The 25,273-nt window shown below is 47.1% G+C and carries 23 protein-coding genes and 9 pseudogenes; 8 read left to right on the forward strand and 24 right to left on the reverse strand.

Annotated elements, in window-relative coordinates; translation table 11 throughout:
- Positions 1 to 244 precede the first annotated feature (244 nt).
- Positions 245 to 632: pseudogene (locus ABH09_RS13075) on the forward strand (Holliday junction resolvase-like protein).
- A 72-nt stretch (positions 633 to 704) separates the two neighbouring features.
- Here the strand turns inward: ABH09_RS13075 and ABH09_RS13080 are convergent.
- A pseudogene (locus ABH09_RS13080) lies at positions 705 to 1,487 on the reverse strand (RNA polymerase sigma factor RpoD/SigA).
- A 415-nt stretch (positions 1,488 to 1,902) separates the two neighbouring features.
- On the opposite strand from ABH09_RS13080, the pseudogene ABH09_RS12045 reads away from it, so the two are divergent.
- A pseudogene (locus tag ABH09_RS12045) lies at positions 1,903 to 2,167 on the forward strand (co-chaperone GroES).
- Between the two features lie 335 nt (positions 2,168 to 2,502).
- Here ABH09_RS12045 and ABH09_RS13085 read toward each other — a convergent pair.
- The 14 genes and pseudogenes from ABH09_RS13085 to sbcD form a co-directional block, all read right to left on the reverse strand.
- A pseudogene (locus ABH09_RS13085) lies at positions 2,503 to 2,762 on the reverse strand (outer membrane lipoprotein-sorting protein).
- 58 nt (positions 2,763 to 2,820) lie between these two features.
- The gene (locus tag ABH09_RS12055; protein ID WP_253714594.1) at positions 2,821 to 3,027 is read right to left on the reverse strand and encodes a hypothetical protein; all 207 of its coding nucleotides are present in this window, start codon (positions 3,025 to 3,027) and stop codon (positions 2,821 to 2,823) included.
- A 33-nt stretch (positions 3,028 to 3,060) separates the two neighbouring features.
- Positions 3,061 to 3,225 (reverse strand): MMPL family transporter, encoded by a 165-nt coding sequence (locus tag ABH09_RS12060; RefSeq protein ID WP_253714595.1) that lies wholly within the window; start codon positions 3,223 to 3,225, stop codon positions 3,061 to 3,063.
- Positions 3,226 to 3,259: 34 nt separating this feature from the next.
- Positions 3,260 to 3,472 carry a hypothetical protein gene (locus tag ABH09_RS12065; RefSeq protein ID WP_253715780.1) on the reverse strand — a complete coding sequence of 71 codons (213 nt, stop codon included), beginning with the start codon at positions 3,470 to 3,472 and terminating at the stop codon, positions 3,260 to 3,262.
- A 50-nt stretch (positions 3,473 to 3,522) separates the two neighbouring features.
- Entirely contained in the window at positions 3,523 to 4,017 is a 495-nt protein-coding gene (locus ABH09_RS12070) for a hypothetical protein (protein WP_253714596.1), read from the reverse strand.
- 335 nt (positions 4,018 to 4,352) lie between these two features.
- Positions 4,353 to 5,012, reverse strand: a complete 660-nt coding sequence (locus ABH09_RS12075) for an MMPL family transporter (protein ID WP_253714597.1) — start codon at positions 5,010 to 5,012, stop codon at positions 4,353 to 4,355.
- Between the two features lie 17 nt (positions 5,013 to 5,029).
- Positions 5,030 to 5,188, reverse strand: coding sequence for a hypothetical protein (locus ABH09_RS12080; protein WP_253714598.1), 159 nt, complete (start codon positions 5,186 to 5,188; stop codon positions 5,030 to 5,032).
- Positions 5,189 to 5,192: 4 nt separating this feature from the next.
- Positions 5,193 to 5,576, reverse strand: coding sequence for a hypothetical protein (locus tag ABH09_RS12085; protein WP_253714599.1), 384 nt, complete (start codon positions 5,574 to 5,576; stop codon positions 5,193 to 5,195).
- Between the two features lie 273 nt (positions 5,577 to 5,849).
- On the reverse strand, positions 5,850 to 6,125 hold the full coding sequence (locus ABH09_RS12090) for a P-loop NTPase family protein (RefSeq protein ID WP_253714600.1): 276 nt from the start codon (positions 6,123 to 6,125) through the stop codon (positions 5,850 to 5,852).
- A gap of 63 nt (positions 6,126 to 6,188) precedes the next feature.
- Positions 6,189 to 7,064, reverse strand: a complete 876-nt coding sequence (locus ABH09_RS12095; RefSeq protein ID WP_253714601.1) for a sbcc family protein — start codon at positions 7,062 to 7,064, stop codon at positions 6,189 to 6,191.
- Between the two features lie 1,599 nt (positions 7,065 to 8,663).
- Positions 8,664 to 8,951 carry an AAA family ATPase gene (locus ABH09_RS12100; RefSeq protein WP_253715781.1) on the reverse strand — a complete coding sequence of 96 codons (288 nt, stop codon included), beginning with the start codon at positions 8,949 to 8,951 and terminating at the stop codon, positions 8,664 to 8,666.
- Between the two features lie 75 nt (positions 8,952 to 9,026).
- Positions 9,027 to 9,206 (reverse strand): hypothetical protein, encoded by a 180-nt coding sequence (locus ABH09_RS12105; RefSeq protein ID WP_253714602.1) that lies wholly within the window; start codon positions 9,204 to 9,206, stop codon positions 9,027 to 9,029.
- Between the two features lie 19 nt (positions 9,207 to 9,225).
- Positions 9,226 to 9,990: an exonuclease SbcCD subunit D gene (locus ABH09_RS12110; protein ID WP_253715783.1), complete on the reverse strand. Its 765-nt coding sequence runs from the start codon at positions 9,988 to 9,990 to the stop codon at positions 9,226 to 9,228.
- Positions 9,933 to 10,283, reverse strand: a complete 351-nt coding sequence (gene sbcD, locus ABH09_RS12115; RefSeq protein ID WP_253714603.1) for an exonuclease subunit SbcD — start codon at positions 10,281 to 10,283, stop codon at positions 9,933 to 9,935. The genes ABH09_RS12110 and sbcD overlap by 58 nt, the downstream gene beginning before the upstream one ends.
- A 243-nt stretch (positions 10,284 to 10,526) precedes the next feature.
- Between sbcD and ABH09_RS12120 the strand changes: the two genes are divergently transcribed.
- From ABH09_RS12120 to ABH09_RS12140, 5 genes are all read left to right on the forward strand, one after another.
- Positions 10,527 to 11,111, forward strand: a complete 585-nt coding sequence (locus ABH09_RS12120; protein ID WP_253714604.1) for a metal ABC transporter substrate-binding protein — start codon at positions 10,527 to 10,529, stop codon at positions 11,109 to 11,111.
- On the forward strand, positions 11,087 to 11,470 hold the full coding sequence (locus ABH09_RS12125; RefSeq protein WP_253715785.1) for a metal ABC transporter solute-binding protein, Zn/Mn family: 384 nt from the start codon (positions 11,087 to 11,089) through the stop codon (positions 11,468 to 11,470). The genes ABH09_RS12120 and ABH09_RS12125 overlap by 25 nt, the downstream gene beginning before the upstream one ends.
- 237 nt (positions 11,471 to 11,707) lie before the next feature.
- A complete protein-coding gene (locus tag ABH09_RS12130) occupies positions 11,708 to 12,727 on the forward strand; it encodes a Na+/H+ antiporter NhaC family protein (protein WP_253714605.1) in 1,020 nt (339 codons plus the stop codon).
- Positions 12,715 to 13,038 (forward strand): hypothetical protein, encoded by a 324-nt coding sequence (locus ABH09_RS12135; protein WP_253714606.1) that lies wholly within the window; start codon positions 12,715 to 12,717, stop codon positions 13,036 to 13,038. The genes ABH09_RS12130 and ABH09_RS12135 overlap by 13 nt, the downstream gene beginning before the upstream one ends.
- A gap of 68 nt (positions 13,039 to 13,106) precedes the next feature.
- Positions 13,107 to 14,438 (forward strand): tetratricopeptide repeat protein, encoded by a 1,332-nt coding sequence (locus tag ABH09_RS12140; protein WP_253714607.1) that lies wholly within the window; start codon positions 13,107 to 13,109, stop codon positions 14,436 to 14,438.
- Between the two features lie 789 nt (positions 14,439 to 15,227).
- On the opposite strand, the gene ABH09_RS13090 is transcribed toward ABH09_RS12140, so the two are convergent.
- The 3 genes and pseudogenes from ABH09_RS13090 to ABH09_RS12150 all read right to left on the reverse strand — a co-directional run bounded on the left by ABH09_RS13090 (position 15,228) and on the right by ABH09_RS12150 (position 18,227).
- A complete protein-coding gene (locus ABH09_RS13090; protein WP_371922116.1) occupies positions 15,228 to 16,019 on the reverse strand; it encodes a lipid II flippase MurJ in 792 nt (263 codons plus the stop codon).
- Between the two features lies 1 nt (position 16,020).
- Positions 16,021 to 16,620: pseudogene (locus ABH09_RS13095) on the reverse strand (lipid II flippase MurJ); the annotation flags it as partial.
- 62 nt (positions 16,621 to 16,682) lie between these two features.
- A pseudogene (locus tag ABH09_RS12150) lies at positions 16,683 to 18,227 on the reverse strand (phenylalanine--tRNA ligase subunit alpha).
- Positions 18,228 to 18,393: 166 nt separating this feature from the next.
- Between ABH09_RS12150 and tyrS the strand changes: the two are divergent.
- Positions 18,394 to 19,612: pseudogene (gene tyrS / locus ABH09_RS12155) on the forward strand (tyrosine--tRNA ligase).
- A gap of 63 nt (positions 19,613 to 19,675) precedes the next feature.
- On the opposite strand, the gene ABH09_RS12160 reads toward tyrS, so the two are convergent.
- The 6 genes and pseudogenes from ABH09_RS12160 to ABH09_RS12185 form a co-directional block, all read right to left on the reverse strand.
- On the reverse strand, positions 19,676 to 20,089 hold the full coding sequence (locus ABH09_RS12160; protein ID WP_162664862.1) for a bacteriohemerythrin: 414 nt from the start codon (positions 20,087 to 20,089) through the stop codon (positions 19,676 to 19,678).
- A 101-nt stretch (positions 20,090 to 20,190) separates the two neighbouring features.
- Positions 20,191 to 22,931 (reverse strand): annotated as a pseudogene (locus ABH09_RS12165) (helicase-related protein).
- Positions 22,932 to 22,973: 42 nt separating this feature from the next.
- Positions 22,974 to 24,258 (reverse strand): annotated as a pseudogene (gene murA / locus ABH09_RS12170) (UDP-N-acetylglucosamine 1-carboxyvinyltransferase).
- 166 nt (positions 24,259 to 24,424) lie between these two features.
- The gene (locus ABH09_RS12175) at positions 24,425 to 24,664 is read right to left on the reverse strand and encodes a hypothetical protein (protein WP_253714608.1); all 240 of its coding nucleotides are present in this window, start codon (positions 24,662 to 24,664) and stop codon (positions 24,425 to 24,427) included.
- Between the two features lie 15 nt (positions 24,665 to 24,679).
- Positions 24,680 to 25,033, reverse strand: a complete 354-nt coding sequence (locus ABH09_RS12180) for a hypothetical protein (RefSeq protein WP_253714609.1) — start codon at positions 25,031 to 25,033, stop codon at positions 24,680 to 24,682.
- Entirely contained in the window at positions 25,030 to 25,272 is a 243-nt protein-coding gene (locus ABH09_RS12185) for a hypothetical protein (RefSeq protein WP_253714610.1), read from the reverse strand. The genes ABH09_RS12180 and ABH09_RS12185 overlap by 4 nt, the downstream gene beginning before the upstream one ends.
- Between the last annotated feature and the right edge of the window lies 1 nt (position 25,273).

Below are 25,273 nucleotides of genomic sequence, written 5' to 3' on the forward strand. Positions count from 1 at the left end.
TTGCGGCACTGGACGCACAAGAAATGGATAACAATAAAATAGCAGCAACACGGTACAGATACTATACGATACATACACTAACGCCTCAATTTCGTAGAAAAATCAACTCTTATATCGGATATTTTATAGAATCCTTTAGGAATACAACGGACAACCGATACTCACAATAACACGATATATTACGTCGGTAAAGAAATTCTTTGGGGGGAGTCATGCTTGATACGTTAGAGTAAAGTTCTTGCTTATTATTTTAGTAACTACGGAATTCTATTCATTATTGTTTTCTTCCTTGGAACGAAGATTGGTAAACTCATTGCCAGCAGACACCTCACAGCAGAAATTAAAACAGCTCGAGATGCCATTAAACGGTCGCGAGCCGTACTAAACGGACAACTCTCGAACAATTTGCGGCGTTCTTCCCCGGCTTTCCTGCCGATCCGACTGAAATTCGGTTTGTTGGAAAACCGGTCGACTTTATCGCATTTCCGGGGATGTCGGCTGGAACAATTAATGAAGTGCTGTTCGTCAGTAAAACCGGCAATGCGGTGCTCTCAAATATTGAGCGTTCATTGCGCGATGCCGTCGAAAGAAGATATACACCGGAGTACCGTATACCCAGTGTAGCAGAATAACCTCAAACTTTCGCGGTCTTATGCAGCAGAAGCTTTCAAGTTCGTGCTGATGACCTATCGACTGCAAGCCGTTCAAGCGCCTTTTTCGATTTGGCGAATACGCTCTTTGGTTAAATTAAACCGTACACCTACTTCTTTTAACGAAGCTGCTCATACCCGTTTAAGCCGAAGCGGTAGCGGAGAATCTCTGCCTCCCGTTCTGTCAAGGGATGCGAGCAACGCATCGACATTCTCACGGAGATCGATATCAAGTGCATAGCTTTCGGCTGCATATAGCGGGTATCTTCAACAAAATCGCCGGTACTGGCACCGTTGTTATCATTAAATATCAGTGCATCCAAAACAGGGTCACGGGCAGCATTCATAATTGTCCGTACCATTTCAGGTTCAATGCGAAGATCTTGAGCGATGGCTGTAAGTTCTTTATCTTCCGGTTCACTTCCTCTTTCATAATCTTGCGGGCTTTTCAATCTGTACCAACTCGTTTGCTCTGTTTAACGGAAGTCGATCATGCGAGATTTTTCGCAGATAGCTTTTAATGCTTGGCAGATCCACCATACCGCATACAAAATAAACTTGTACCTTATCGGGATCAAAACGGTCGGCAGCATTCATCAACCCGATATTACCTTCGCTGATTAAATCCATAATCGGGATATTCTTATTTTGATATTTTTGCGACATTGACCACGAATCGTAAATTCGATTCAATCAATTTTTGCCTTTTCATCTCCGGCGGCAGCTGCTTTTGCGTATTTTACCTCGTCTTCTACCGACAACAGCGGTATCTTGTTTATCTCTCAAATAAGTTGCAAAGATATTATTATCCGTACGCGTATTCTGTATTCTTTCCATAGTCAAAACTCCTTGCAAATGAAATTATACGGTTTTCCGGTGCAATGCAGCGGGAACTCGCCGATCAGGTGCTTTATCAATCACCTTGATTAAACCCTGTATATCAATTATTAAAGCAAACAAGATGCCAAGTTTTTCTCTATACAAATATGGCATAATTAAGGCAAAAACAGCTACAAAGTCGCCTTATTACGGACATTTTAGACATGGAATCATAAAATGGAAAAAACTTGCCTTTTACATCTTTGTTTGTATATTTAACTCAACCTTATACGGCTCAAATGACACACTCAGTATGAATAAAAGTAAAACTGGGTTAAATTGACACAGTCGTATCCGGTTAAAATGCCCCCGGATGCCAAGCGGGGCATATTTTTTTGCTACCGAAAAGTACATTATGATAGGAGGTTCTTACATGAAAGTACGGCCATTAGCAGACCGTGTTTTAGTAAAGTCGATAAGGTAGAAACTAAAACCGCAAGCGGAATTATCATTCCCGATACCGCACAGGAAAAAACACAGACGGCAGTTGTCGTTGCCGTCGGCGATGATAAAGAAAAGATTAAGGTATCGGTCGGTCAAAAGTGATGCATGATAAATATGCAGGGACACAAATTAAGATCGATGGCGAAAGATACTTGATATTAAAGGCTGGCGATATTGTTGCTGTAATTGAATAATTACGCCTACGCTGTTAGCGCAGGCCCAACCGAAAAACGGCAGATAACTGCTCGCGCGAATGAACCGGTATAGCCTAGAGGTTATACCGGTTATTTTTACGCTGAAACTTAACGACCTTGCTCCAAATAACGCGGAGTAAAATCTTATCGGGTATATTCATATTATATTGCATTTTATAATGTTAATGGTTGTCGATGTATTTGTTGCAAAGGTGGTCATTTTAACCCGCGGGGTATCCACACCTTAGGTTGTCTCGTAATTGCTCATTTCCATGATTTTTACCAATACGTTTTTCGATCATAAAGGCAATTTTACCAGATGTTTGGTATTTTTTCTACCCATTGGTTTTAGAATATTCCGATTTTGTATCCTTAGGGATACCTTCAATAACATAACAGAGTTCCGCCATACTCTTCTTCGCGCAGCAGTTTATACATATCAAACTGCTGTCCCGCTGCAAATACGACATGTCATTATATGAAAAATCGGTACCGAAAAACTTTCGGTTCCTTCCGACTCACCGGTAATACGGCGTACTTTTCCAAGCGAGGGTAGATAAATCCGCTGATCGGTAACTCCGTCTTTTGCAATCATCAAAAAACGTGTCCCCTTTACATTTGCAGGCGCTTTGATTTCCAAAAAGGTGCGGTGATCATTTTCTTTTTGCGGAATATTGATCGACTAATAGTTCCGCCATCGTCGTGCCGTTTCGTTGGATTTCCATCTTTGCCCGCGTCCCGATTGTTTCAATCGTTATTTTTGACGGAGCTCCCTTCATAATGGATTCAGCGGTTTCTTCGGCAAAAAGCACTGTGATGCTGCAGAGCAATAAAAAACAAAGCATTAGTAATTTTTTCATCGTTATATACCTCCATAAAATCTTTTAAAGATATCAAAGCCTACGGTTCTGTACTATCCCCGGCAGCGGCTTCGTAATAAACCGCGGCACAATCGAAAGAATGGTCGGTAGTACCGTTAAGCTTGCGAAAGAGCTCGTCGCCATTACCAAGGCAATCAGCAAGCCGAGTTCTGACAGCATATTAAACTTTGAAAGCATTAAAACGGCAAAGCCTGCTCCGACGGATACCGCATTAAACGGATTGCTTGCCCGAACCGTAGAATGTATGGATAAGAAAATTCCGGTCGTCGCGCCGTTTGGTATATTCATGATGATAAGCCGCCAAATAGTGGATGGTATAATCGATACCGATACCGATTGCAAAACTCGCGACCATCGCCGTCCCGATATTGAGTTTTATACCGACAATTCCCATAAACCCGAAGTTCAGCGCAACGGATATCATCAACGGGATAATTCCGATAATACCGGCGATAATAGACCGGTAATAAATCGCTAAAATGAAATACGATACCGAACGATACCGCCACGGAAATCAGCTGAGACTGTACCACGGGTATTTAACGACTGTTCGATGAACAATGAGCCGTTTGCTTCTACGGATATGTCCTTGGGAAAATTGGCCTTAACATACGCCATTATCGCTTGCAAGGCTTGTTCGCTATCGTGTTGACCGACCGTTCTGAGCTGAATATTTACTTTAAGCGTAGCAGGGGTATGTATGTCATCGATAAAATCCTGTACGTTACCACCCATAAGCAGAAGGTAATTTTGGATAAGCATTGAAAGTTCTTCCTGCGTCTCTTTGCCGTATTTTTGAGGATCCGTAGGAATTTCGTAGTAGGCAGCGCCTTTATAATTGATATCTTTCTTTAACGCATCGACCGGTCGCGGAAACATATCTGCCGTGGCGGGCTGCTTGAGCAGCTGCAAGTTTTCGATGACTTCGGGAAAGTATATACCGGTTCTTTTGTGTTTCCATAGTAGCATGCCCTGTTTCACTGGATGTCAGAAACGGGCGGTTCCGAATATCCTCCATGAGCCAATATTATCAAAGCCCCATGAGGGTGTCAGCATCTCCGAAGTCGCCAAAATCTCCAAACGTATCTTTTCTCCCTTTTCGGTAGAGTTTGCACCGGTAGGCGTAAGTCCTGCCGCAGGCGCATCCGCGTTATACACTGATTGAACCGTTTAATAACATCCGCCAGTGAGGTAACTTTTCCAACTTCAGGGAATATTCTTCCGCATATACGGCAAGAGAATCGATTGCCTGCAATACGTCAGGGCGGATAACATCCCCTTGTTTCTCTCCTTTATAATTAAATTCAGCAATTTAGAACCGCCGAAATTTTCGCGGATAAAGGGGATCGAACGACCTGTACATCCGGTTCAAAGTATTCCATTAATACGTTATCGATAACGAGTTTTGAAATTCCCAACCCCGCAAAGATGATACAACCAAGGCTGATCAGCAGCACGCTCCGTTTATGTGCATGGACAATCATCAGTGTATCGGCAATAATCCGATCGATAATACCGGTATGGCTCGGTTGAACGCCGAAACGCCCTCCGATGGTCGGATTACGGGGGCCACGCAAAATAAGAATTGCCGGGATAAGCGTTACCGCAACGATAAAGGCAGAAAGTACACCGAAGCTCGAAAATATACCAAACTCAAAATGGGGACGACGCTTGTAAAATAAGAACGAGACAAAGCCTGCAAAGGTCGTAAGCGCCGCTAAAAAAACCGGCGGAATAACCCGTGACATAGCTTCAACAATCTGCGCTGAGTGAGTTTCTCGAGAGATTTCCTTACTCTGTGTTACTTCATCAAAATAGTGATTGATAACATGGATGCCATACGCACTGCCGACGGCAATCAGAATAACGGGCAGTACCGTCGAAAGGATGGTCAACGGAATTTGCAGCAACGCCATCGCACCGATTGCCCAAATACATGAAATAATAACGGTGAGCAGCGGCAAGAACGCCGGTAAATCTTCTAAACGAAAAACAAGACCCCCGCCACTACGATGACGACGATAGGCACAAGGAACATTAAATCATGACTTGTTGCTTCGTTGACAATTTCGCTGAATACCGGCGCTCCGGTTACGTAGGCAACGGAATCCGGAAAGTCCCATTCCTCCGCGATACTCATCACTTTACGACACGGCAATCGTTTCCGGTGAGCCGCTTTCTTCTTGTTTTACATTAAGGAAGATAATAGTCTGTGTTGCTTTTAAATCGTCGGAAACCAAACTGCGGTTATAGGTATCCAACGAGCGAAGTCGTTCGGTAATTGTGTTCAATTCTTCCGGCGAACCGGTTAAATGTTCCGGCACAAGTTTTCCACTTACAATTGAATCGCCTGCAGCTTCGATATGGGTTGTCGTCGTAAGCGAAACGACACTTTTTACAAGTGGCAACGCAAGCAATTGCTTATCCAACTCCTGCATCTTTTCTAAAAATTTATAATCAATTATCGTTGAATAACGCCGTTGAATACCGATGAGGAGCGGTACCGAATCCCCGAATATCTTTGCCATCTCGGCATCTGCTATTCGTGCAGGATCGCTTTCCGGTATAAAACGAAAATTATTATTATCAAATCGGATACGCGGAAGCTGCAACGCAAAAAAAAGCGTAATGCCGAGTATAATACCTAAAATAACACGAGGATGTTTGTATAGTTTTTAACCAGTGCGTTTTCAAATTCATAAGCACCTACTTTGACAAGCGAGATACTCTAAAGCTAAGATATTTAAAGAATCCCGAAAATTAATTAAGAGTCCCTATACTATACTCCCATCCGAGTAAAGTCAAGGTTGCGCCTTACCTTGACGGATGGACGAACCAGTTCCGGTTTTTATCACTTCAATTTTTTGTGGAATACGGCTTTGCAGTTCGCCGACATGAGAGATGATGCCGACCATCCGGTTCCCGCGTATTTCGTCTAAGATGCTGACGGCGTTTTCCAGGGCTTTTTCGTCGAGCGATCCGAAGCCTTCGTCGATGAACATCGAATCTATTCTGATGCCGCCTGCCCGTGCCTGAATGGAATCGGCAAGGCCGAGTGCAAGGCTGATGGAGGCCATAAAGGTTTCCCCGCCGGAGAGGGTCGCAGAGGGCGGCATTTACCGGTGTAGGCGTCGGCGATTTCAAATCGAGGCCTCGGTATGCGTTCCTGTGCCGTGCTCTTCGCTGACTGCAAGCCGGTACCGTCCCTCGCTCATCCGCTCAAGCCGTTTATTTGCAAACACGGTTACTTCGTGCAAAAAGGCGGAAAGAATCCACGTGTCGAACTGGAGTTTCCGCGGATTGCTGCCGCAGAGGTCTTTCGCAAGGGTTACCCAATTTTGCGCCTCCGCCGTTTTGACTGTGAGGGCTTTTGTCAGTTCCGTATGCTGGGCGTGCAGTTCCTCCAGCTTTGCTTTCTCCGTATTGAGGACTTCGAGCCGCGCCTGTATTTCATCATACCGTTGGCGCAGGGCTTCGACGGCGGTTTCCAGCTCATCGAGGTCGCGCGGCTCCGTCGCGGTAACGTCTTTTTCCAATCCGGCCGCCGCCTGCTTGTACGCCGCGTACTGCTCATAAAAGGTGTCGATTTCGGTTTTCCACTGCGCAACTTCCGGTTCGCTGCACACGGCTTGCTGTAGATCTTCCAAATCGGCAAAACCTTCCTTTATATACGCGGCTTCGAGTTGTGTTGTTTTTTCGCTGCGCTGCTGTGCGCGTTCCTTTCCGTGCGTTTCCGCTGTGGAAAGTTCTCCGCGGATCCGTTCAAGGTTTTGCGTTGCTTCGGCAACATCGGTATGGTAGGCGTTGATAGTCAGTTTGAGTTCCTGCAGCAGCGCTTCGCATTGCTCCAACGCGGTTTCCGCATCAGGGGACTTCGTATTGCTCCGGTGCAGTATTGCCGATAGGGGCATCGGGGCTTTGGCTTTGCCGCCGGTTCCCTGGTTATCAAAATTTCCGTATCCGCGCTCAGCTGAACGCTGCGCAGGTTTTCGGGCAGCTGAGAAAAGCTTGGTCAAACTGGCGGCGTTTTCTTGCAGCGCGGCAGAAACTCCGCTTAAGCGCTGTTCCGCGCTATGGTGCTGCTGTGTACATTCCTGCCGCTCCGCTGCAAACGGCGGGTTTCTTCTTCCAGCGTTTTGTGTTCGGCAAAGGCTTTGCGGGATGCGTTGTACGCTTGCACCGCCTCGTTGATCTGCTGAGCGGTTTCCTTAATGCGGCTCTCTGCCGCATCCTTTCCTTCCGGAAAGGGCGCCGCGCTGCATTCTTTATACCGCAGCTGTAAATCAGCCGCCGCTGCCGCCCGTTCATCTATTTGTTTTTGATAATTTGTATACGAAGCCTCCGCACCGGCGAGCGCCGTCTGTGCTTTTTCTTTTTCATGTTGCAGTTTTGCTGCGCTCCGTTTTGCCGCTTCTATCCGCTCGTCAAAGCTGAACGCACTTTGTGCAGCTTCTTGAGCCGGTGCGGGGTGATGTACCGAACCACAGACGGGGCAGGGACTTCCTTCTTCGAGATGTTCTGCAAGCGCCGCCGCTGCACGCTGCCGTTCCGCCGCTTTTTTTTCTTCTTCTATTTTATTGATCTGTTCCGTTTGAATATCACAGTCGCGGGCGAGCTCCGCAAGCTGTGTCCGCGCATTATCCGCGGCCTGCGCATAGCTGTGCAAAAAGGTATTGAGCTGTTCCTGTTTGCATAACATATCGTGCAGCTGTTTTTCTATGTCGAGCCGAGTTTGCAGGCTGCGGTAGGCGTGTTCCCGCTCGTCAAGCGCATCGACGGCAGGAGCAAGGGCTGCGGTTTTTTCCGTAACGGCGGCGAGCTGCGCTTCGATGCGTTGCAGTTGCGCTTGGGCGGCGGCGGCGGCGCGTTTCAGGTTATCTTCTTCGGCTTGTTCCGCTCCGATTTCCTGTTCCAACACGGCGGCTTTCCGCAGCGAGTCGATGACGGCATAGAGGTTGTCCCGCTGCTGTTCTTTTGCGGTGATCTCGTTGTGCCGTTCCTGCAAAGCGTTCATACGGGCGGTCAGTTCTTCCATGCGTTCCCGTTTTTCCCGTATCTGTCGTTCGTCCGCCGCACATGCCGCTTCCAACTCAAGGAGCTGATTTACGTGGACGGCGAGCAGTATGCGCTTTTCGATCTTCGCTTTTAAATTTCGGATATCCTCTTCGCGGATGCGGCATGCTTTCAGCTCTTCGGTAACCCGCTCCAGCTCTTTTCGCTTCTCTGCGAGTATTTTTTCCTGCTCAAGCTCGGTATTCTTTGTCTGTAAGGCGGTCAGGATACCGCCGTGTTCATCCCTGATACGGTCAATTTCGTTCAGCAGCTCTGCGCGGTCGCTCTCGTAACGATGGTAGACAAAGCGGGTATGCAGGGTTTCAAGGTTTGCTTCTATTGTATGCGCTTCCTGCTGCAGTATATCTGCGCGGAGCTTCGCTTCCTGCATCAAATCCGAGTACCGTTTGATAGGAAACAAGTGCATCAACGTCTCTTTTTTATCGCTCGACTGCGCCCGCAAAAACTGCGCAAATTCTCCCTGCGGCAAAAGGACGATGCGGCTGAACTCTTTGTCGGAAAGTTTAATCAGGTTTTGGATTGAAGCATCGGTTTCCCGCTTGTTAGTCGATGAGCGGTTTTCCCAGCTGCCGTTTTCGTAGCATTCGGGGAGACTTCTTCCGGGTTTCCAGCTTTCGGCCTTCTTTGGTATACGGCAGCTGCCGTTTGATTCGATACAGCTGCGCTCCGATAAAAAAGGTGAGTATGACATCGGAGATGGCGTAGTCGTCTGCAAAGTGGCTCCGCAAATTCCGCATAACGCCCGATCTTCCGCCGAGCGGTTTTCCGTAGAAAGCGTAGGAAATGGCATCGAAGAGCGTGGTCTTTCCGGCGCCGGTTTGTCCGTAAATTAAAGGGGAGCCGAGGCTGTCAAAGTTGACGGTATGCTCGCCGGTAAAGAGTAGATGTTGTGCAGTATCAGTTCTTTAGGTCTCATACGTAGTTTCTTTGCAGAGCTGTTCAAAAAGCTCCTGCTTCATTTGGTTTGGTTCACCGTTAATGACGATTTCAAAGCGGCTAAAATTTTCGGCTAACGTGAGCGGGTCTTCCGCCGTCCGTTCGCGGAGTGTCAGCTGTTCTTCCCCGTCCTGCTGTTCCCGATTCATAAAACTCTTTGCCGGATACTCAGCAAAACGGAAATTTCTGCCGAAGCAGCTGCATCGGGTGCGCAATAACCTCGGCATCGTTCAGGGTGATTTCCAGATAGCAGCCGCTCCATTCGTCGTAGCGGTTTCCGGTAAAAAACTCTTCAAAATTGCCTTCCAGCCGTTTGAGCGGGCGTTCGGAAATAATGGGTATCCGTTCAATGTTGAGCGGAGCCTTTGTGCCGTCTATAGCAGGCTGTAGGTTCTCCGCATCAAACAGTTCCCCACCGGAGTACGTTATCTCCTTGTCGATGGCGGTATTTTGTTTCGGTGTACAGTCGATATCTATCGAAATAACGCACTTTGCATCCTCCGATTCATCAAAGGAGTAGGGAAGGGGAGAACCCGAATAATACATTCTGTCGGTTATCCGTTGGCAGCGGTGCAAGTGTCCGAGCGCAACATAATCGAAAAAAGAAAAAAGGTCGGGATCGACATATTCAGCCGTACCGATAAAGGTTCGCTCGCTGGAGGAACTCTGCCCGCCGACGGTAAAGAGGTGCGCCGCTAACAGTGCGGGTATATCCGGCCGTACCGCTTGTTTCAGTATGTGCGACGCAACCGCCGCCATTTCCGCTTGCGAATCATCCGCGGCGTGGCACGCTTCTTTTGTTTCTTCCGAAAAGGCACCGAAGTTTAAAAACGGGAGCAGGTATACCGTAAGTTTTTCTTCACCCTTGGTAAGAATCACCGGATCGGTAAGCCTGTTCGTATCCTGCGCAATATAGATACGCTGATTTTGCAATATCTCGCGGGCAAAGGCGAGCCGCTGCGCAGAATCGTGGTTGCCGGAATGATAAACACCGCCGTATCGGGACAATCCTCCCGTATCCGTGCAAGGAACCGGCTGAAAAGCGAAACCGCTTCCGCCGAAGGAATGGCGCGGTCATACACATCGCCTGCGATAATCAACGCTGCATAGTCGTCCCGTGTAAGGATATCATGAATATCGTTCAACATTTTTTCCTGCAGGCCGAGCAACGGCGTTTCATGCAGCGTCTTTCCCAAATGCAGGTCGGCGGTATGGAGCAGTTTCATCCTTGCTACTGTATGACTAATATCCGGTTCTGTAAAGGGGCGGAAAAATTCCCAAGTATAAAAGGTGTGATATATGGGAACCTCTAAAAACTTTCGTTTTTTTAAAGTGTTTCCTTAGATTTAATTAATTTTTATTCTTATTTGCTACTTGCAAACTTTTTGCATTTATGTATACTTGCAACCGATTTGCAACTAGCATTGCAAGAGGAGTTTTAATGAAGAATTGTTTTTACAGCAGTTTGTATGATGTTTTTCAGCATCGTCACGGTAAGTCTGTTTGCCGGCGGAAAAACCGAGAAAAACATGGAAGGAAAAGTTGCCGTTGCAGCAACCTTTGATGCGATGAAGGAACTCACGGAAATCGTGGGTAAAGATAAGGTGTATGTCCATACGATTATCCCGCCGGGAGTTGAAGCTCATGATTTTGAACCCAAGGCAGGAGATTTAAAGTTCTTAATGCAGGCAAAAGCCGTTGTTTACAACGGTTTGGGTATGGAACCGTGGCTTATGGATGCTCTCCATGCGGTGAAGCAGGATACGATAAAGACTATCTGCGCAAGTAACGGTATTAAACCGATCGAACTCGCAGAAGGGCACCATCATCACCACCACCACCACGAAGATGAGCACGATCATGATCACGACGAGCATGACCATGATCATGACGACGACCATGATGCAGTTGATCCTCATGCGTGGTTGAGCCTTGAGTCTGCTAAAGTGATGGTTAAGAATATCGCCGACGGTTTAAGCGAGGTAGATCCTGCAAATGCAGCTTTCTATAAGGGAATGCCGCAGCTTTTATTGCGAATGCTGATGCGCTTTTAGCAAAATACCGCGATAACTTTGCAAAGGTAAGTCATCGCCGTTTTGTTACCGGACACGCGGCGTTCGGCTATCTTTGCCGTGACTTCGGGCTTGAACAGAATAGCGTGGAAGATGTATTTTCTGACGGAGAACCGAGTGCACAACAATTAGCAAAATTAGCAGATTATTGTAACCAATATGGAATTAAAGTTGTTTTCTCCGAAAATGCGGCCAGCCCGCAAGTTTCGGCAACCTTAGCAAAAGAAGTCGGGGCTTCGGTGCAAACAATTTATACGATTGAGTCGGCTGAAGACGGTTTATCCTATATGGAACGGATGACCTCTAATATAGAAAAAATTTACAAAAGCCTTGCACAGTAAGCTCAAACCTTATATGTTGGCTTAAGACAAACGACAGCAAGTCCCGGTGATAGTCATTGTATGGCCTTTATATCTCTCCTTTAGCCATACCGTGATTATCACCTTTTTCCTCGATACAATCACAATCCACCATTATTCTGCGGGGCTGCTAGAAAATGACCTGATGCGTTTGCACGGCGCCTCATTGACAGATAGATAACTCTGCATAATAATGATGGAAAGGAACGTAGAGGGTTTATGCTCGAATTCTGTATTCTGTTGCTGTTTTCCGTCAGTTTAATTATCTGCGTTATTCTTCACTATTCGATTCTCTATGCGCTAATATTTGGCTATATACTTTTCTTTGCATTCGGCCTTATCAAGGGAGAAACGTGGAAGAAGATGTTCCGTTATTCCTTCCACGGGATCCTAACCGTAAAAAATATCCTGATAATTTTCATACTGATAGGTAGCATCACTGCAATATGGCGTGCGTGCGGCACCATTGCTTTTATCGTATATTATGCGTCTATGTTTGCGGCTCCGCAGATTATGGTATTGATCTGCTTTTTACTATGCTGCTTTGTATCATTTCTGATGGGCACGGCCTTCGGAAGTGCTGCAACTATCGGCATTATCTGTATGACATTGGCAAACAGTATGAATATCCCGGCCGTATACGCAGGCGGAGCCATCCTCTCGGGAATATTTTTCGGAGATCGCTGCTCGCCGATGTCGTCGGGGGCGCATTTAATCAGTGAATTAACAGACACCGATATCTTTAATAATATTAAAACGATGGTGAGGACAGCGTTTATCCCCTTTATCGTAACAGCTGTTCTGTATGGCATCATCGGGATTATCATCAATTTCAGTGCAGAAAACAGTGTGCTCAGTAACTCAGGCATGGGAAATGGTATGACCTTTCATATTTTTGCCGATTACTATAACCTTTCGCTTTTTACGACTATCCCCGCCGTCATTATCATCTTTTTTTCGTTACTTAAAATCGATGTAAAAATAACGATGACGATAAGCTGTCTTGCCGGTTTGGTTTGTGCCATATTTTTTCAGCATATACATACGTCGGAGCTGGTGAAAATAATCTTTTTAGGCTTTCATCCTCAAGATACGGAGTTGGCAAAGCTTATGTCCGGCGGCGGTATTATTTCAATGATACGGGCGTCCATAATTATCTGTATTTCGTCCTGCTATTCAGGAATGTTTAAGGGAACTCATTTTTTTTTGAGGGAATGCAGCGGATTATGCGACGACTGAGTAACCGGATTACCGCATTCGGTAGTGTCCTTACCGCTTCCGTCTTTGCTTCGGCGATTGCCTGCAATCAAACATTGGCAATTATGTTGACTCATCAAGTTTGTGATGATCTTATAGAAGATAAAAACACCTTTGCCTCTTACTTGGAGGATACCGCCGTCGTCGTTGCACCGCTGATGCCGTGGTCGATAGCGGTAAGTATTCCGTTGGCTTCTATTGGCGCTCCAGCCACGGCTCTCTTATCGGCCTTTTTCCTTTATTTAATTCCATTGTGGGATCTTTTGGTGAATATCGTGCGACACCGCACGTAAATAAGCAATATTTCAGACTCTGGTCTTATCTTGACAGTTATGTCAATAGATAAGATAATACATAAAGTATGTCTGTTGTAATTATCTCTCTTTTTATCATTATCGCAGTTGTTGCAGTTGTAACGGTCGCTATGACAGGCCTCAAAGGCCGCGGATCGTTATCAGTTGGCAAAAAAAATAAGGCCGCAGTGATACGCGAAGCAACAAAGCGGCTCGCACAAAATCCAAATGACAGCACCGCTCTTTTAATGGTCGGAGATATATACTTCCAGGATCAAGATTGGGAAAAAGCTTATGCTTCTTATGCCCCCCTTTTAGATCAGATGAGCGAGCGCATCCCCTCGGAGCAATTTGAAATCAGTTTGCGGTACGGCATCAGCGCAATGAAAACAGACCGGTTTGTAGAAGCAAAAAAGGGGCTGTTACTAGCAAAAAATATCAATCCAAACCATTTTGAAATAAACTATAACCTTGGGTATATTTATTATATCCAGAAAGAATATGAAAAAGCAGTTCCATTTTTACGGAAAGCGCTGCTCACACAACCGGATAACGTGATGGCGTTAAAATATCTTGGCTACACGCTCCAAAGTTTACGGAAATATCAAGAGGCGCTCCCCAGTTTAAAAAAAGTATTGGATGTACAGCCGGATAATAAGGAAGCCCTCTTTGCGATGGGAGAGTGCTTTTATGAAGTCGGCTCAAACGATCAGGCATTAAAGATATTTACGCATTTACGAGTATCGCCGGAAGTAGGGCCGCGCGCAGCGCTCTATGCAGGTTTAATACGAATGCGTGCGGGTCAATTGGAGAAGTCGATCGAAGATTTTGAAATCGGCCTAAAACATGACGGCATTCCGTTGGATATCATGAATGAACTGCGTTATAATTTAGCTGCAGCACGGATCAAAACGCAGGACTTACAAAAGGCACTAATACAGTTAAAGGAAATCCAGACCGTCAGTCCGGGCTATAAAGATGTTGCATCCCTCATTATGCGGTATCAGGAGTTAAATCAGAATAAGAATCTTCATACCTATTTGATGGCGGGGCAGAGCGAGTTTGTCGGATTGTGCCGCAGGATTGTTCGCGCTTTTCCAAACGCTAAAGTAAAGATCCTTGATATCAGCGTCCTCGCGACCTATACCGATATTGTTGCCGAAATCGACACGCCAAAATGGGCAGATCTCGTAATATTCCGATTCTTCCGTTCCCAAGGTTCGGTCGGTGAGCTTGTACTGCGTGATTTCCATGGCAGGATTAAAGAGATGAAGGCCGGTAAGGGGATTTGTATGACTGCCGGTACCTTTACAGAAGAGGCACGCCGCTTTACGGAAGGCCGCCCGCTGGATCTCTTTGATAAGAATCGCTTGAACAAAGTCTTAAACGCAATCGGGTAGTTTTCAAGACAAAACTGCCGCGCCCAGCAACTGCATCAGAAATATTTTAAGTGGGTGTTTTCCTTCTATGCGAAATTTCATAGGTATAAGGTGAGCGTCTACAATGGCGCCGCTCACCTTAACCGTCAAGTTTTCTTTCGAAAACTTGCGCATTGATGTGCGCTTTTCGCGCACGAATGCAACAGTTTCAAAATTCATATTTTGTTCAACCGTTGCATTTTACGGAAATAAAATTTCGCATATTTTTCTAACAGGTGGTAAACGCATTAGGCCGAGTAGACAAAATCGCAGAAAAATTGAGGCTAATGGTTAAAAATAAGTTTTGCGTTAGCCTTTGAAAGAGGTGAGGCAGATACGAGGCATGAACAAAAATTACCCACAGGCGTGCTTTTTGCACGTCGAGGACTAATTTTTGTGAAATAACGAAGTAGATGCCCGCCTGTTTTCAAAAGGAAAGGTTGAACAGCCCCAATCATTCTGCGGGAACACGAACATTGTACTTCCTTGTACAATGTTCGTGTCAATTTTCTAGCAAAAACTTGCTGCTGATTAGTATCACCGCCATCCGTGGCGGATATGAAAAAGAATAAGGCCTAATGCGTTTACCGCTGCCGTATTTTTTGTACGGCAGTCTTTAATAAGGAATCTCCGTTATCAAAGCAGCGTCAAAATAATCAGTGCGAAAAGCGCGGCGCTGATAAAGAGCGGAAGTCCTTGTGCGATAATACGGGGGTATGCCGCTAACGGGTCGTAGAGCCGTGCTCCGAAAAATACAGCGGGCGGCGGCAATCAGCGAAAAAGCAGTATCTTAACGGTAAAGCCGGTCGCCGATACAAGCAATGTACGTACATCGATCATCGAATCGCTTTTGGTAAGAAAATACAGCAGAAGGCCGGTGTTGACGGCGCTCGCAGCGGTCAGTGCCAACGCGATACCGCCGCCTTGCATAATGCTCGCCAAAGCCGCCGCAAGCACAATATTGATTCCGAAACACGCAATGCCTGCAATCGTGGGACGTTTGGTATCGCTTTGCGCATAAAAAGCCGAGGTTAAAATCCTGTTTAATGCAATAAAAAACAACCCTGCGATATGCCACTGAAAGGCCTGCAAGGTGAGCCGGACAGACTCGTCGGTAAAGCGGCGGCTCTTATACACCAAAATGATGACATGTTCACCCGAACAGAGCAGGAAAATCGTTGCAGGGACGGTTACCAGCGCAATAATCTTTGTGGCATTCAGCAAAAGTTTTTGAAATACTTCCCATTGCTTATTAACCGCATGGGCGGAAAGGTCGGGCAAGATAACCGTGCCGACGGAAACGGCGAAGATGCCGAGAATAAGTTCTTGTAACCGGATTGAATACTGCAAACTTGCCGCAACCCCAACTCCGGAATATGTCGCAAGCGCCGTGGAAACGAGGTCGTTGATTTGATACACCGCCGTACCTATCAAGGTCGGCACAATCAGCCGCAGTATTTTCCGCGCTCCGGCATTCTGTACACAGCGCCGGAACGGTATCAGCAAACGAAAAGCCTGCGCGCAGCACAAAGGGGAGCTGAAACAGCATTTGGCAGGAGCCACCGATTACCACACCGATTGCCATTGCAAGCGCCGGATTACCGCAGGGCTTTGCGAGTACAAAGGTACATCCGATAACGGACAGGTTAAACAAAATCGGCGTAATTCCCGTCGGTAAGAAGCTGCGGACGCCGTTCAATATCCCCTGAAAGAATGCCGCAATGGAGATAAGCAGCAGGTACGGAAACATGATGCGTGTCAAAAGCACCGTTGCGGAAAAGTCGCCGATTTTCGGAAAGAATACTGCAATAATCAGACCGCTGCACAAAATCCCGATGATGACGGTTCCCGTTACGGCAAAAGACAGCATGGTGAATGTTGCGGAAAGAAACTCCTTCATCGACGCCTTTGCATCCGGCGTATTGCGTTTTTCTTCCTCCAGATAGGTCTGGAAAGTAGGAATAAACGCAACGGTCATGCTGTTTTCGGCAAAGATACGCCTGAGCAGGTTGGGAATCATAAAGGCAACGGTAAAGGCGTCCGCAAAGTAGGTGCCGAGGAAAGCTGATTTGGTCATTTCCCGTATCAACCCCAAAACCCGCGACACAAGGGTGAGTACGGACAGGCTGATACCGCTTTTGAGTAAAGAAGATTTCCGGTTCATAGATTATCGTTTTTGTTTTACGCGCACTTTTTTACCGCATTGCTTCATACCGCTGCTTCGTGCTATCTGCGGAGCCGGACACCTTCGATATCGGTACTGAACAGCTCGCGTAAATCGTTGAGTCCCAATGCCATCAGCGCCATACGGTCAATGCCGATACCCCATGCCAGGACGGGAACGTCGATGCCCATTGCCTTGGTAACTTCGGGGCGGAAGATGCCGGAGCCGCCCAGCTCAAACCAGCCGAGTATCGGATGCTTGATATGCACTTCTATAGAAGGTTCCGTGAAGGGGAAGTACCCGCCGACATATTTCACTTCGGTAGCGCCGGCAATTTCGACGGCAAACATCTTGAGGATACCGAGCAGCGTTCGCAGGTTGACCTGTTCACCGAGGACGATACCTTCCGTCTGGTAAAAGTCGGAGAGGTGCGTTGCGTCTACCTTATCGTAGCGGAAGCAGCGCGCAATACCGAAGTATTTGCCCGGGATTTTTGCCTTTGCCAACTGATGAGCGGACAATACCGTGCCTTGGCTGCGGAGCAAAAGCTGCCGGGTAAAATCGCGGTCAAAGTGATAGTTCCAGCCGCGGCTGCCGCTGTCCCCGCCTGTTTCATGAATTTCCGCAACACGGGAAAGAAATGGTTCCTCGATAGCTTTTGCGTGTGTGGGATTTTTTAGGTAATACACATCATGAATGTCGCGGGCTGCGTGGAATTGCGGCATAAAGAGCGCATCGGAGTTCCAGAAATCCGTTTCGACAAGCGGCCCGTCAAATTCCTCGAAGCCGAGCGACGTGAGTTTATCTTTGACACTCTCTAAAAAATCAACGTAGGGGTTTGTCCTGCCGGGGATAACGCGGGCAGGAGGCAGCTGGATATTATAGCTGCGGAATGTTTGTGTTTTCCATGCGCCTGTTTTAAGGCTTTCGGAAGTCAGCTGTCCCGTTTCATCGCCGGTAATGCCCGCCGCATTCAACGCCTTCTGCACTGCGGCAACCATATCCGTGAAGGCGTAAACAATCTCGTCCCGTTCAATAATCTTGAATGCGGCATCCGCAGCGCCGCGTTTTTTCGCAATATCGGCGATGCAGGTCTTTTCGTCCTCCGTTAAAGAGTCCTCAGGCAGACGACATTCGGCAGCCTCCGCGGCACGTTTCAGCAGCGCTTTTTTCAGTAAGAAGTTTTTATCGTCAGGGTCCTTTATATATGCCGCTTTTTTCTCATCATTCATCGCGGCACAGCCCGCTTTGGAAAGCTCCCCGAAGGAAGAGCCGACATCCTTATTCTGCAAACCGAGTTTCTGCGCGATTTCGGGCAGCTTGCGGCTATACTTCCTTTAACAACAAGATAATCCGCTCGGCAGGCAATCCGTTTTTTGCATAGTCTTTGCCAAGCTCCGTCAATTCGTAGACAACGGTTGTCTTTCTCGTTTTTTCTTTTACTAATTCTTTGAGCTTGAGCCATGAAAGGCCTGATTTGCATGACCTTCTTTATACTGCAAAACCTCTTGCAGTTTTTTCGCATATAATCCTTCGCCTATCTTAAAGTTCTTTAATACCTTGATTTCAAGCGGGTGTAGATTTTTTAATACCGATTGAATATCCATAACGGATTCCCCCTTTTTTTCATAAAACGGCTAAAATGATACCTCATTTAACGGTTTTAGTGAATAGGATAATCGGCTTTGCTCAGGGTTTTCACATCTGAAATATTTTAAACGATCGTTCTGTGCAAAAGTTGCATTTATTTGTAAAAAGGGTTATTATCCGGTTATGAATAAAGCTTTGCAGACGTTAATAGACCGCGGATTTTTTCAGCAATGCACTGATGCAGAAGCACTATCCGCGTTAATGGATAAGGGGTCGATCACGTTTTACACCGGTACCGACCCAACCGGCGGTAGTTTGCATATCGGGCACCTTGTTCCTCAATTTGCAGTTCGGCATTTACGCGATGCAGGTCATATCGGTATTGCACTGCTTGGTGGCGGCACGGGGCGCATCGGCGACCCTTCGGGGAAAACGGAAATGCGTAAAATGCTGGACTATCAACAACTTGATGAAAATGTTGAAAAGATAAAAGCGCAGCTCGACCGATTTATCGGATTTGACGGAAAGACAGCCTTTGCAGAAAACAACAAAAATTGGCTGGCCGATTTAAACTATATCGATTTCCTTAGAGACATCGGCTCCTGTTTTTCGGTTAACAAAATGCTTTCCTTTGAGGCGTACAAGATACGGATGGAAACAGGGTTGTCCTTCCTTGAGTTCAACTATCAACTGCTGCAAAGCTACGACTTTTTAATGCTGCATCAAAAACATCATTGTTGCCTGCAAATAGGTGGCGACGATCAATGGGGCAATATTGTCGCAGGCGTTGATTTAGTCCGCCGTAAGACCGGCGATGAGGTATTCGGCCTGACCTTCCCGCTCATTACCCGTAGCGACGGTAAAAAAATGGGAAAAAGCGAAAAAGGAGCGCTCTTCTTAAACAAAGAGATGACTCCTGTGTTCGACTTTTTTCAATATTGGCGGAATGTTGACGACGCCGATGTTCGCCGCTTTATGCTGCTGTTCACCTTTTTGCCGATCGAAGAGGTTGACCGTATTTGTGCCGGCAATATTAACGAGGCAAAGAGCGACTCGCATGGGAAGTTACTAAAGAAATACATGGAAAAGACGAAGCGGACACGGCGCTTGCAGGCGCTAAAGCCGCATTCGGTGGTGGTGGCGATAAAACCGCTATGCCGACGGTGAAAATAAACCGCAGCGTTTTTGAGCAAAGGAATTTCGATTGTCGATTTATTTGTTCAAAGCGGTTTATGTGCCACCAAGAGTGATGCCCGTCGTTTAATAGAGCAAGGCGGTGCCCTTGTCACAGGCAAATCGGTTACCGACTTTAAAACCGTCATTACCGCCGCCACCTTGGACGAAGCGGGAGCTTATTCTACGCGCCGGTAAAAAACGATTTAGCCGTATCGTTACCCGCTAAGTTTGGTAATATGCAAAAGGCATCCGTAAAAGTTTCCAGCTTTTACAGATGCCTTTTACCGTTTTATTTTTTAAGTGAAAAGTAATAACGTGCCCATGCTTTATCGTCGATTAAGATATGATTAAACAGCCAATCACGTAAAAAGCGGACAAATGAATTTGGAACAAGTTGTTTGCCGTTTGTGTAGGCATTGACGGATTTTAAAATTTCTTTAACAAACAGTTCGTGCTTTTGCCGATGTTCTTTCAGCCCTGGATAATTTATTTGTTCCATGATGGCTTCTTCATCTTTAAAGTGGATCATTACATAATCTACCAACTCTTTCATCACATCTCTAAATGTTGCTTCAAGTTCAGCCCTTTCCCCTAAACAAGCATTATATAAGCTATTGATCAAATCTACTAAGTGGCGGTGTTGTTTATCGACACTCGGCACTCCCACATCATAGCTTACATCCCATGAAACGAATTTCTCCATCATTAACTCCTCACATCCGCAACTATTACATATTTCACCGGCGGTGTAAAGCCCGCCTTCTACGGCTATCGTGTCAGGTTGATAAGCCAGATACCGATCGCCTATATCAGTTTTGCAATTTTGCTGTAGAGACTGTTGACCGCTGCGGTTTGCGCTTCATCCAGTTCTGAACCTGCACTGTCGATGAGCTGTTGCAGGGAGGCAAGGTTTTCGTGCAGAGCCGTATGGAAACCGCGCGAAGTTTTCAGCCAGAACGTACCGTTATCGTCGTTGAACAGGGTGATAAAGCCAAGCTGTTTGCTCTTCTGCTTTGCCGCAACCGTGCGGAAGATGAGCGGCAGCTGCTCCAGCAGGGCGGTTGTGTCATCAGGCAGCGTGAAGTTTTTAGTCCGCGGGAACGGTGTTTCCGAATCAAGGGGCTGGAGCGGAAAGGCTTCAGCGATGCTTAACACCAAGCCGAACTTTTCTCCGGCTAACAGCTCATAGCTGCCGAAGGTGATTTTTGCCCGCAAGTTTTTCAGCTGCTCCAGCCGTCCGTCATAGACAATACTGCCGTTTTCAAGAGGGGAGACCTCCTGACTGCTGCCGACCGTTTCGGCAGCAGTACCTTTTTGTGTATCCCAATCGGCATCCGTTTTACCGGTTTGTTGCCGCTCCGCCCGCAGCTGCTCTATCGTACGGCTGAACTGCTCCCACGGCAGCAACAGTTGTTTTTTACCTTTCATTTTTTGTACGATATACGGTGTTCCACAAATGGAGACCGTCTGCGGATGTTTTTCACCGATCGCACCTGTGCTGCTGATGCGGCTCCCCCCTACAGCCTTTCCGCTGCTGCCGGAGAGCTTACCGGACACACCGGCGCCCTGTGCATTTTTACCGTTGCCTTTTCCGGTTCCGCTTGCAGCCCTATCAACCTTGCCTTCAGCAGTACCGGCCTTTGCCCGCACTTGCTGCGCCGCTTTTTTGTCGAGGAGCGCAGGGGCGACCAGTGCTACAATGTCTTTGGAAAGAGGCGACACCGACATAGCATACATCCGCGACGTTCGTACAATCTCCCCCGCAACGATAAAGGCTTGATGCTCCTTATACATACAGGAACCCGGATGGATGGAAATCTTTTCGGTGGTAAGGCTGCGGTACATCCCGCCCTGCGCAGCGCACACAAATTGGATCATACCGCGGGCAACCGCCGTCAAGTAATCCGCGGGTTTTCCGCCGGAGAGGATCGGCACGCCCATATCGGAGACAATCAGCTCCAGTTGCTCTTTGATGTTGGCAATTTCCGCCATAATCCGCTCGTCGAGGTAAAAGCGGTCGCAAAACTTCTTTTGGTTTTCCGCTTGCATATACTGTCGGTAGACCTTGAGGAAGGACACAAAGTCTCCGAGCGGATCGCGGAATGCTGCGTGGGCTTTTCTCGCTTCAAGCTCATGCCCGTCGGGGAAGAGGAAGGGGCTGCGCGCCGATAAAAAGCCCGCGGCAATCAATACATCCTCAATCGATTCAGGATAATAGAGCACCGCTTCTACGATCATACGGGATTGACGCGGGCTAAGCGGGAAGAGGCACATCATCTGCCCGATTTTACTCAGGCTATTATCGCTCTCCAACGCGCCGAGCATATTGAGCGTATCCACTGCACCGATAATGCCCTTCTTGCCGGGCGGGGAATAAAATCGAAGTTCGCAAAGTCGTAGATACCCAGCTCCGCCATCCGCATCACCACCTCCGAGAGGTCGGTGCGGTAGATTTCTTCCGTGGTGTACATAACGCGGGTTTCAAAATCCTTGCGGGTGTAGAGGCGGTAGCATACCCCTTCCTGCGTCCGCCCGGCGCGTCCCCGCCGTTGATTACACGATGCCTTCGACACTGGCGCTTCGTCCAAGCTCGATGTGTAGGTAAAGGGGTTGTAAAAATTCAGCTTTGATAAGCCGGAGTCGATGACTGCCGCAATATCGTTGATGGTGATAGAGGTTTCGGCAATATTTGTTGCGATAACAATCTTTTTTTTCCCGAATGGCGGGGACTTAAACACCCGCTCCTGCTCTTCCTTGCTCAAGCGCCCGTACAGCGGCAGCGGATAGAGCTTGCGGAACCACGACTCATGCGAGAGCCGCTCGATACAGTTCTTAATCGCTCGTTCACCGGGGAGGAACACAAGGACTGCTCCGGGGCGACCCTCGCTTAAAATCCGCCCGACAATCACCGCGATTTTATCGAGCAGTGCGGTTTCGGCGGCAAGCGTTTCCGTAGAGGCGGTGATGGCAGGAGGATCAAAGATGAGCGTAACCGGATAGGTCATCGCATCGATTTTAATAACCGGACACTCGTTAAAATACATCGAAAACATATCGGTGTTGATAGTTGCCGACGAGATAATCACCTTAAAATCATGCCGCTCCTGCAAAATCCGCTTGAGCAGCCCAAGGATAAAATCGATATTCAAACTGCGCTCATGCGCCTCATCTACCATAATAACGGAATACTTGCTAAGCCATGGGTCGAGCTTAAGCTCCTGCAAGAGAATCCCGTCGGTCATAATCTTTATCTTAGTGCTCGGCGAGGTATGATCTTCAAACCGCATCTTGTAGCCAACCGTATCGCCGAGCGGAACCTTCAGCTGATGTGCAATAAATTCGCTGACGGAAAGAGCTGCAATCCGCCGCGGCTGGGTAACGCCGATCATACCGGTTTGCGTATAGCCCGCCTCGTGTAAAATCACCGGCAGCTGGGTCGTTTTCCCCGATCCGGTAGGGCTTTCAACGACAATAACCTGATGGCGTTCCAAGCTCTCTAAAATACGTGCCTTTTGTTCATAAACAGGCAGCTGTGTATACTTCATAATCGGGGAAAGTATAGCAAAGGTACCATTTGTATGCAATTGTTATACGCAGACCGGCTTTCGCTCGATGTGTACGCCGAGCGCCCTGAACCGGTCAACGAGGTGTTCATAGCCGCGTTCGATTTGGTACACATTCCGGATGAGGCTTTCGCCGCGGGCACAACAGGCAGCAATGACGAGTGCCATTCCCGCACGCACATCGGGAGAAACCAGCTCCGAACCGTGCAAAGTGCTTGGGCCGGTAACAACAGCACGGTGCGGGTCGCAAAGCGTAATGCGGGCACCCATGCCGATAAGTTTGTCGACGAAAAACATACGAGATTCAAACATCTTTTCGTGGATAAGCACCGTGCCATCCACCTGCGTAGCGATAACAGCCATTATGCTGGTAAGATCTGCAGGAAACCCCGGCCACGGTGCGTCATCGATTTTTGGAATCATGCCGCCGAGGTCACAGTTTACTTTTAAGCTCTGTTGTGCAGGAACGGTAAGACTTGTTCCGTCGATTTCCCAACGGATACCCAGCTTGTTAAATGCAAGCTTTATCGGCCGCATATCAGGCGGGTTGATATCGGTGATGGTAAGCGAGCCGTGTGTTACCGCCGCAAGCCCGATAAACGAGCCAACTTCCATGTAATCGGCACCAATGCGATATTCAGCGCCGTGCAGCTGCCGCACACCATATGGTCAGAATATTTGAGCCGATACCGCTAATCTTTGCCCCCATCGCGTTCAACAGCTTGCAGAGGTCTTGAATATGCGGCTCGCTTGCCGCGTTGGTGATAACGGTTTCGCCCTCGGCGGTTACTGCAGCCATCACCGCGTTTTCGGTCGCGGTTACGGATGCTTCATCCAAAAAGATATCCTGCCCGATAAGCTTATTTGCCGTAAATAAAAAGTGCCCATTTATTTTTACCTGCGCGCCTAGTTCAGTTAGCGCTAAAAAGTGTGTATCCAACCGCCGCCGCCCGATAACGTCGCCGCCGGGCGGAGTCATCATAACTTTTCCATAGCGAGCCAGCAGCGGGCCGGCAAACAAAATGGAAGCTCGTATTTTTTGAGCCAGAGGCACCGGGACTTCATAATCGGTTACGGTTTTTAATTGCAGCGTATATTCATTTTGAGTAAGTTTAACAATTGTCCCACCGAACGATTTAAAGATTTCGAACATCACGGAAACATCCTCAATTTCGGGGATATTCTTTAACGTAACAGGCTGATCAGTAAGAACGGCGGCAGCGATACAGGGGAGCGCGGCATTTTTATTTCCGCTTGCTTTAACGGTACCCTTTACGGGAAAACCGCCTTCGATATAATATTCATCCATGGTCTGCTCCAAACCTAACAAGGCTTTACTAAAAAAAGTCTTTTAGAAATACCCCGATATTACTCACATTCATCGTCCGACAGCAATACCGCTTCCAACAGTAGATCTTAGAAATATGTTGCACTTTCAGCGTTTCTTATCTTTCTAAAGCGGCAGAGCGGCAGAATCAATCAAATGCTGTATTTTTCTTTAATGCAAGACGAATAGGCAACACAGGGTAATCCGGTTTATCGATAAGCTGTACGAAGAGTTGTTTTTGACCGATAGGATTAACTTCAATTAAAAAGTCTATTTTCCCTTTTTGTTCTCTTTCCAGAATATTGTAAACAGCGGTAGCCTCAAATTCTTCCCGATAATAGATGAGAGAATTCTTTTTTTCAATATCGATAATATCTTCTACAAGCACTACTTTCCTCTCCATCTAATTTAGGGTTAATGATACCCCATTTATCAAAGTTTTGACAAGAGGAGCCAATTCATATTCTGCTAAATCACCAACTTGAATAATATCTTTTTCTTCAATACTCGATACGATATCGCGCAATAGCGCTGTTATTTCTTTCTGATACTCATGGACTGATTTCCCTTCAATTTGTATATCGAAAGGGAGTTCCGTTACATCAGATAAAAGTAATGACCGGTACAGTTCATTCAATTTTTCTGAAAACACTCCAAGCAATTTAAGTGCCTGCATATCTTTCCCTGTTTGCATATATACAGGAATCTGCTCAAAGTCATCTGCACATTTTGACAACTCTTGCGTCAAGCCTTTCATGTAATTACGAATTTCCACTCGGAGAATGTTGAAAGTTCAATAGTGATATCTGCATCGACGGGCTGTTTAAATAGCAAATCAAGCTCATGGGAACTCAACTCTTTCCCATCAACCGCTACTTGTACGATTGTCTCATGTTCACGACAACAGGCCTCCTCAATACTGCCTAATACCTCGCCAACGGTCTTTTCGTTCTCCAGTGTGTATGAAAGTTCTTCGCCATTAATTTTTATTATCATT

Origin of the sequence: Treponema sp. OMZ 803, assembly GCF_024181165.1 — a bacterium.
In the GTDB taxonomy this organism is placed as follows: domain Bacteria; phylum Spirochaetota; class Spirochaetia; order Treponematales; family Treponemataceae; genus Treponema.

What these genes read in the sequence shown, in the direction of transcription:
- ABH09_RS12055 (WP_253714594.1), bottom strand. Translation starts at nt 3,027, where the DNA reads ATGAAAAAATTACTAATGCTTTGTTTTTTATTGCTCTGCAGCATCACA.
- ABH09_RS12060 (WP_253714595.1), bottom strand. Translation starts at nt 3,225, where the DNA reads ATGCTTTCAAAGTTTAATATGCTGTCAGAACTCGGCTTGCTGATTGCC.
- ABH09_RS12065 (WP_253715780.1), bottom strand. Translation starts at nt 3,472, where the DNA reads ATGATATCCGTTGCGCTGAACTTCGGGTTTATGGGAATTGTCGGTATA.
- ABH09_RS12070 (WP_253714596.1), bottom strand. Translation starts at nt 4,017, where the DNA reads ATGCTACTATGGAAACACAAAAGAACCGGTATATACTTTCCCGAAGTC.
- ABH09_RS12080 (WP_253714598.1), bottom strand. Translation starts at nt 5,188, where the DNA reads ATGAGTATCGCGGAGGAATGGGACTTTCCGGATTCCGTTGCCTACGTA.
- ABH09_RS12085 (WP_253714599.1), bottom strand. Translation starts at nt 5,576, where the DNA reads ATGGCAAAGATATTCGGGGATTCGGTACCGCTCCTCATCGGTATTCAA.
- ABH09_RS12090 (WP_253714600.1), bottom strand. Translation starts at nt 6,125, where the DNA reads ATGGCCTCCATCAGCCTTGCACTCGGCCTTGCCGATTCCATTCAGGCA.
- ABH09_RS12105 (WP_253714602.1), bottom strand. Translation starts at nt 9,206, where the DNA reads ATGAATCGGGAACAGCAGGACGGGGAAGAACAGCTGACACTCCGCGAA.
- sbcD (WP_253714603.1), bottom strand. Translation starts at nt 10,283, where the DNA reads ATGAAACTGCTCCATACCGCCGACCTGCATTTGGGAAAGACGCTGCAT.
- ABH09_RS12120 (WP_253714604.1), top strand. Translation starts at nt 10,527, where the DNA reads ATGATGTTTTTCAGCATCGTCACGGTAAGTCTGTTTGCCGGCGGAAAA.
- ABH09_RS12130 (WP_253714605.1), top strand. Translation starts at nt 11,708, where the DNA reads ATGCTCGAATTCTGTATTCTGTTGCTGTTTTCCGTCAGTTTAATTATC.
- ABH09_RS12135 (WP_253714606.1), top strand. Translation starts at nt 12,715, where the DNA reads ATGCGACGACTGAGTAACCGGATTACCGCATTCGGTAGTGTCCTTACC.
- ABH09_RS12140 (WP_253714607.1), top strand. Translation starts at nt 13,107, where the DNA reads ATGTCTGTTGTAATTATCTCTCTTTTTATCATTATCGCAGTTGTTGCA.
- ABH09_RS12160 (WP_162664862.1), bottom strand. Translation starts at nt 20,089, where the DNA reads ATGGAGAAATTCGTTTCATGGGATGTAAGCTATGATGTGGGAGTGCCG.
- ABH09_RS12180 (WP_253714609.1), bottom strand. Translation starts at nt 25,033, where the DNA reads ATGAAAGGCTTGACGCAAGAGTTGTCAAAATGTGCAGATGACTTTGAG.
- ABH09_RS12185 (WP_253714610.1), bottom strand. Translation starts at nt 25,272, where the DNA reads ATGATAATAAAAATTAATGGCGAAGAACTTTCATACACACTGGAGAAC.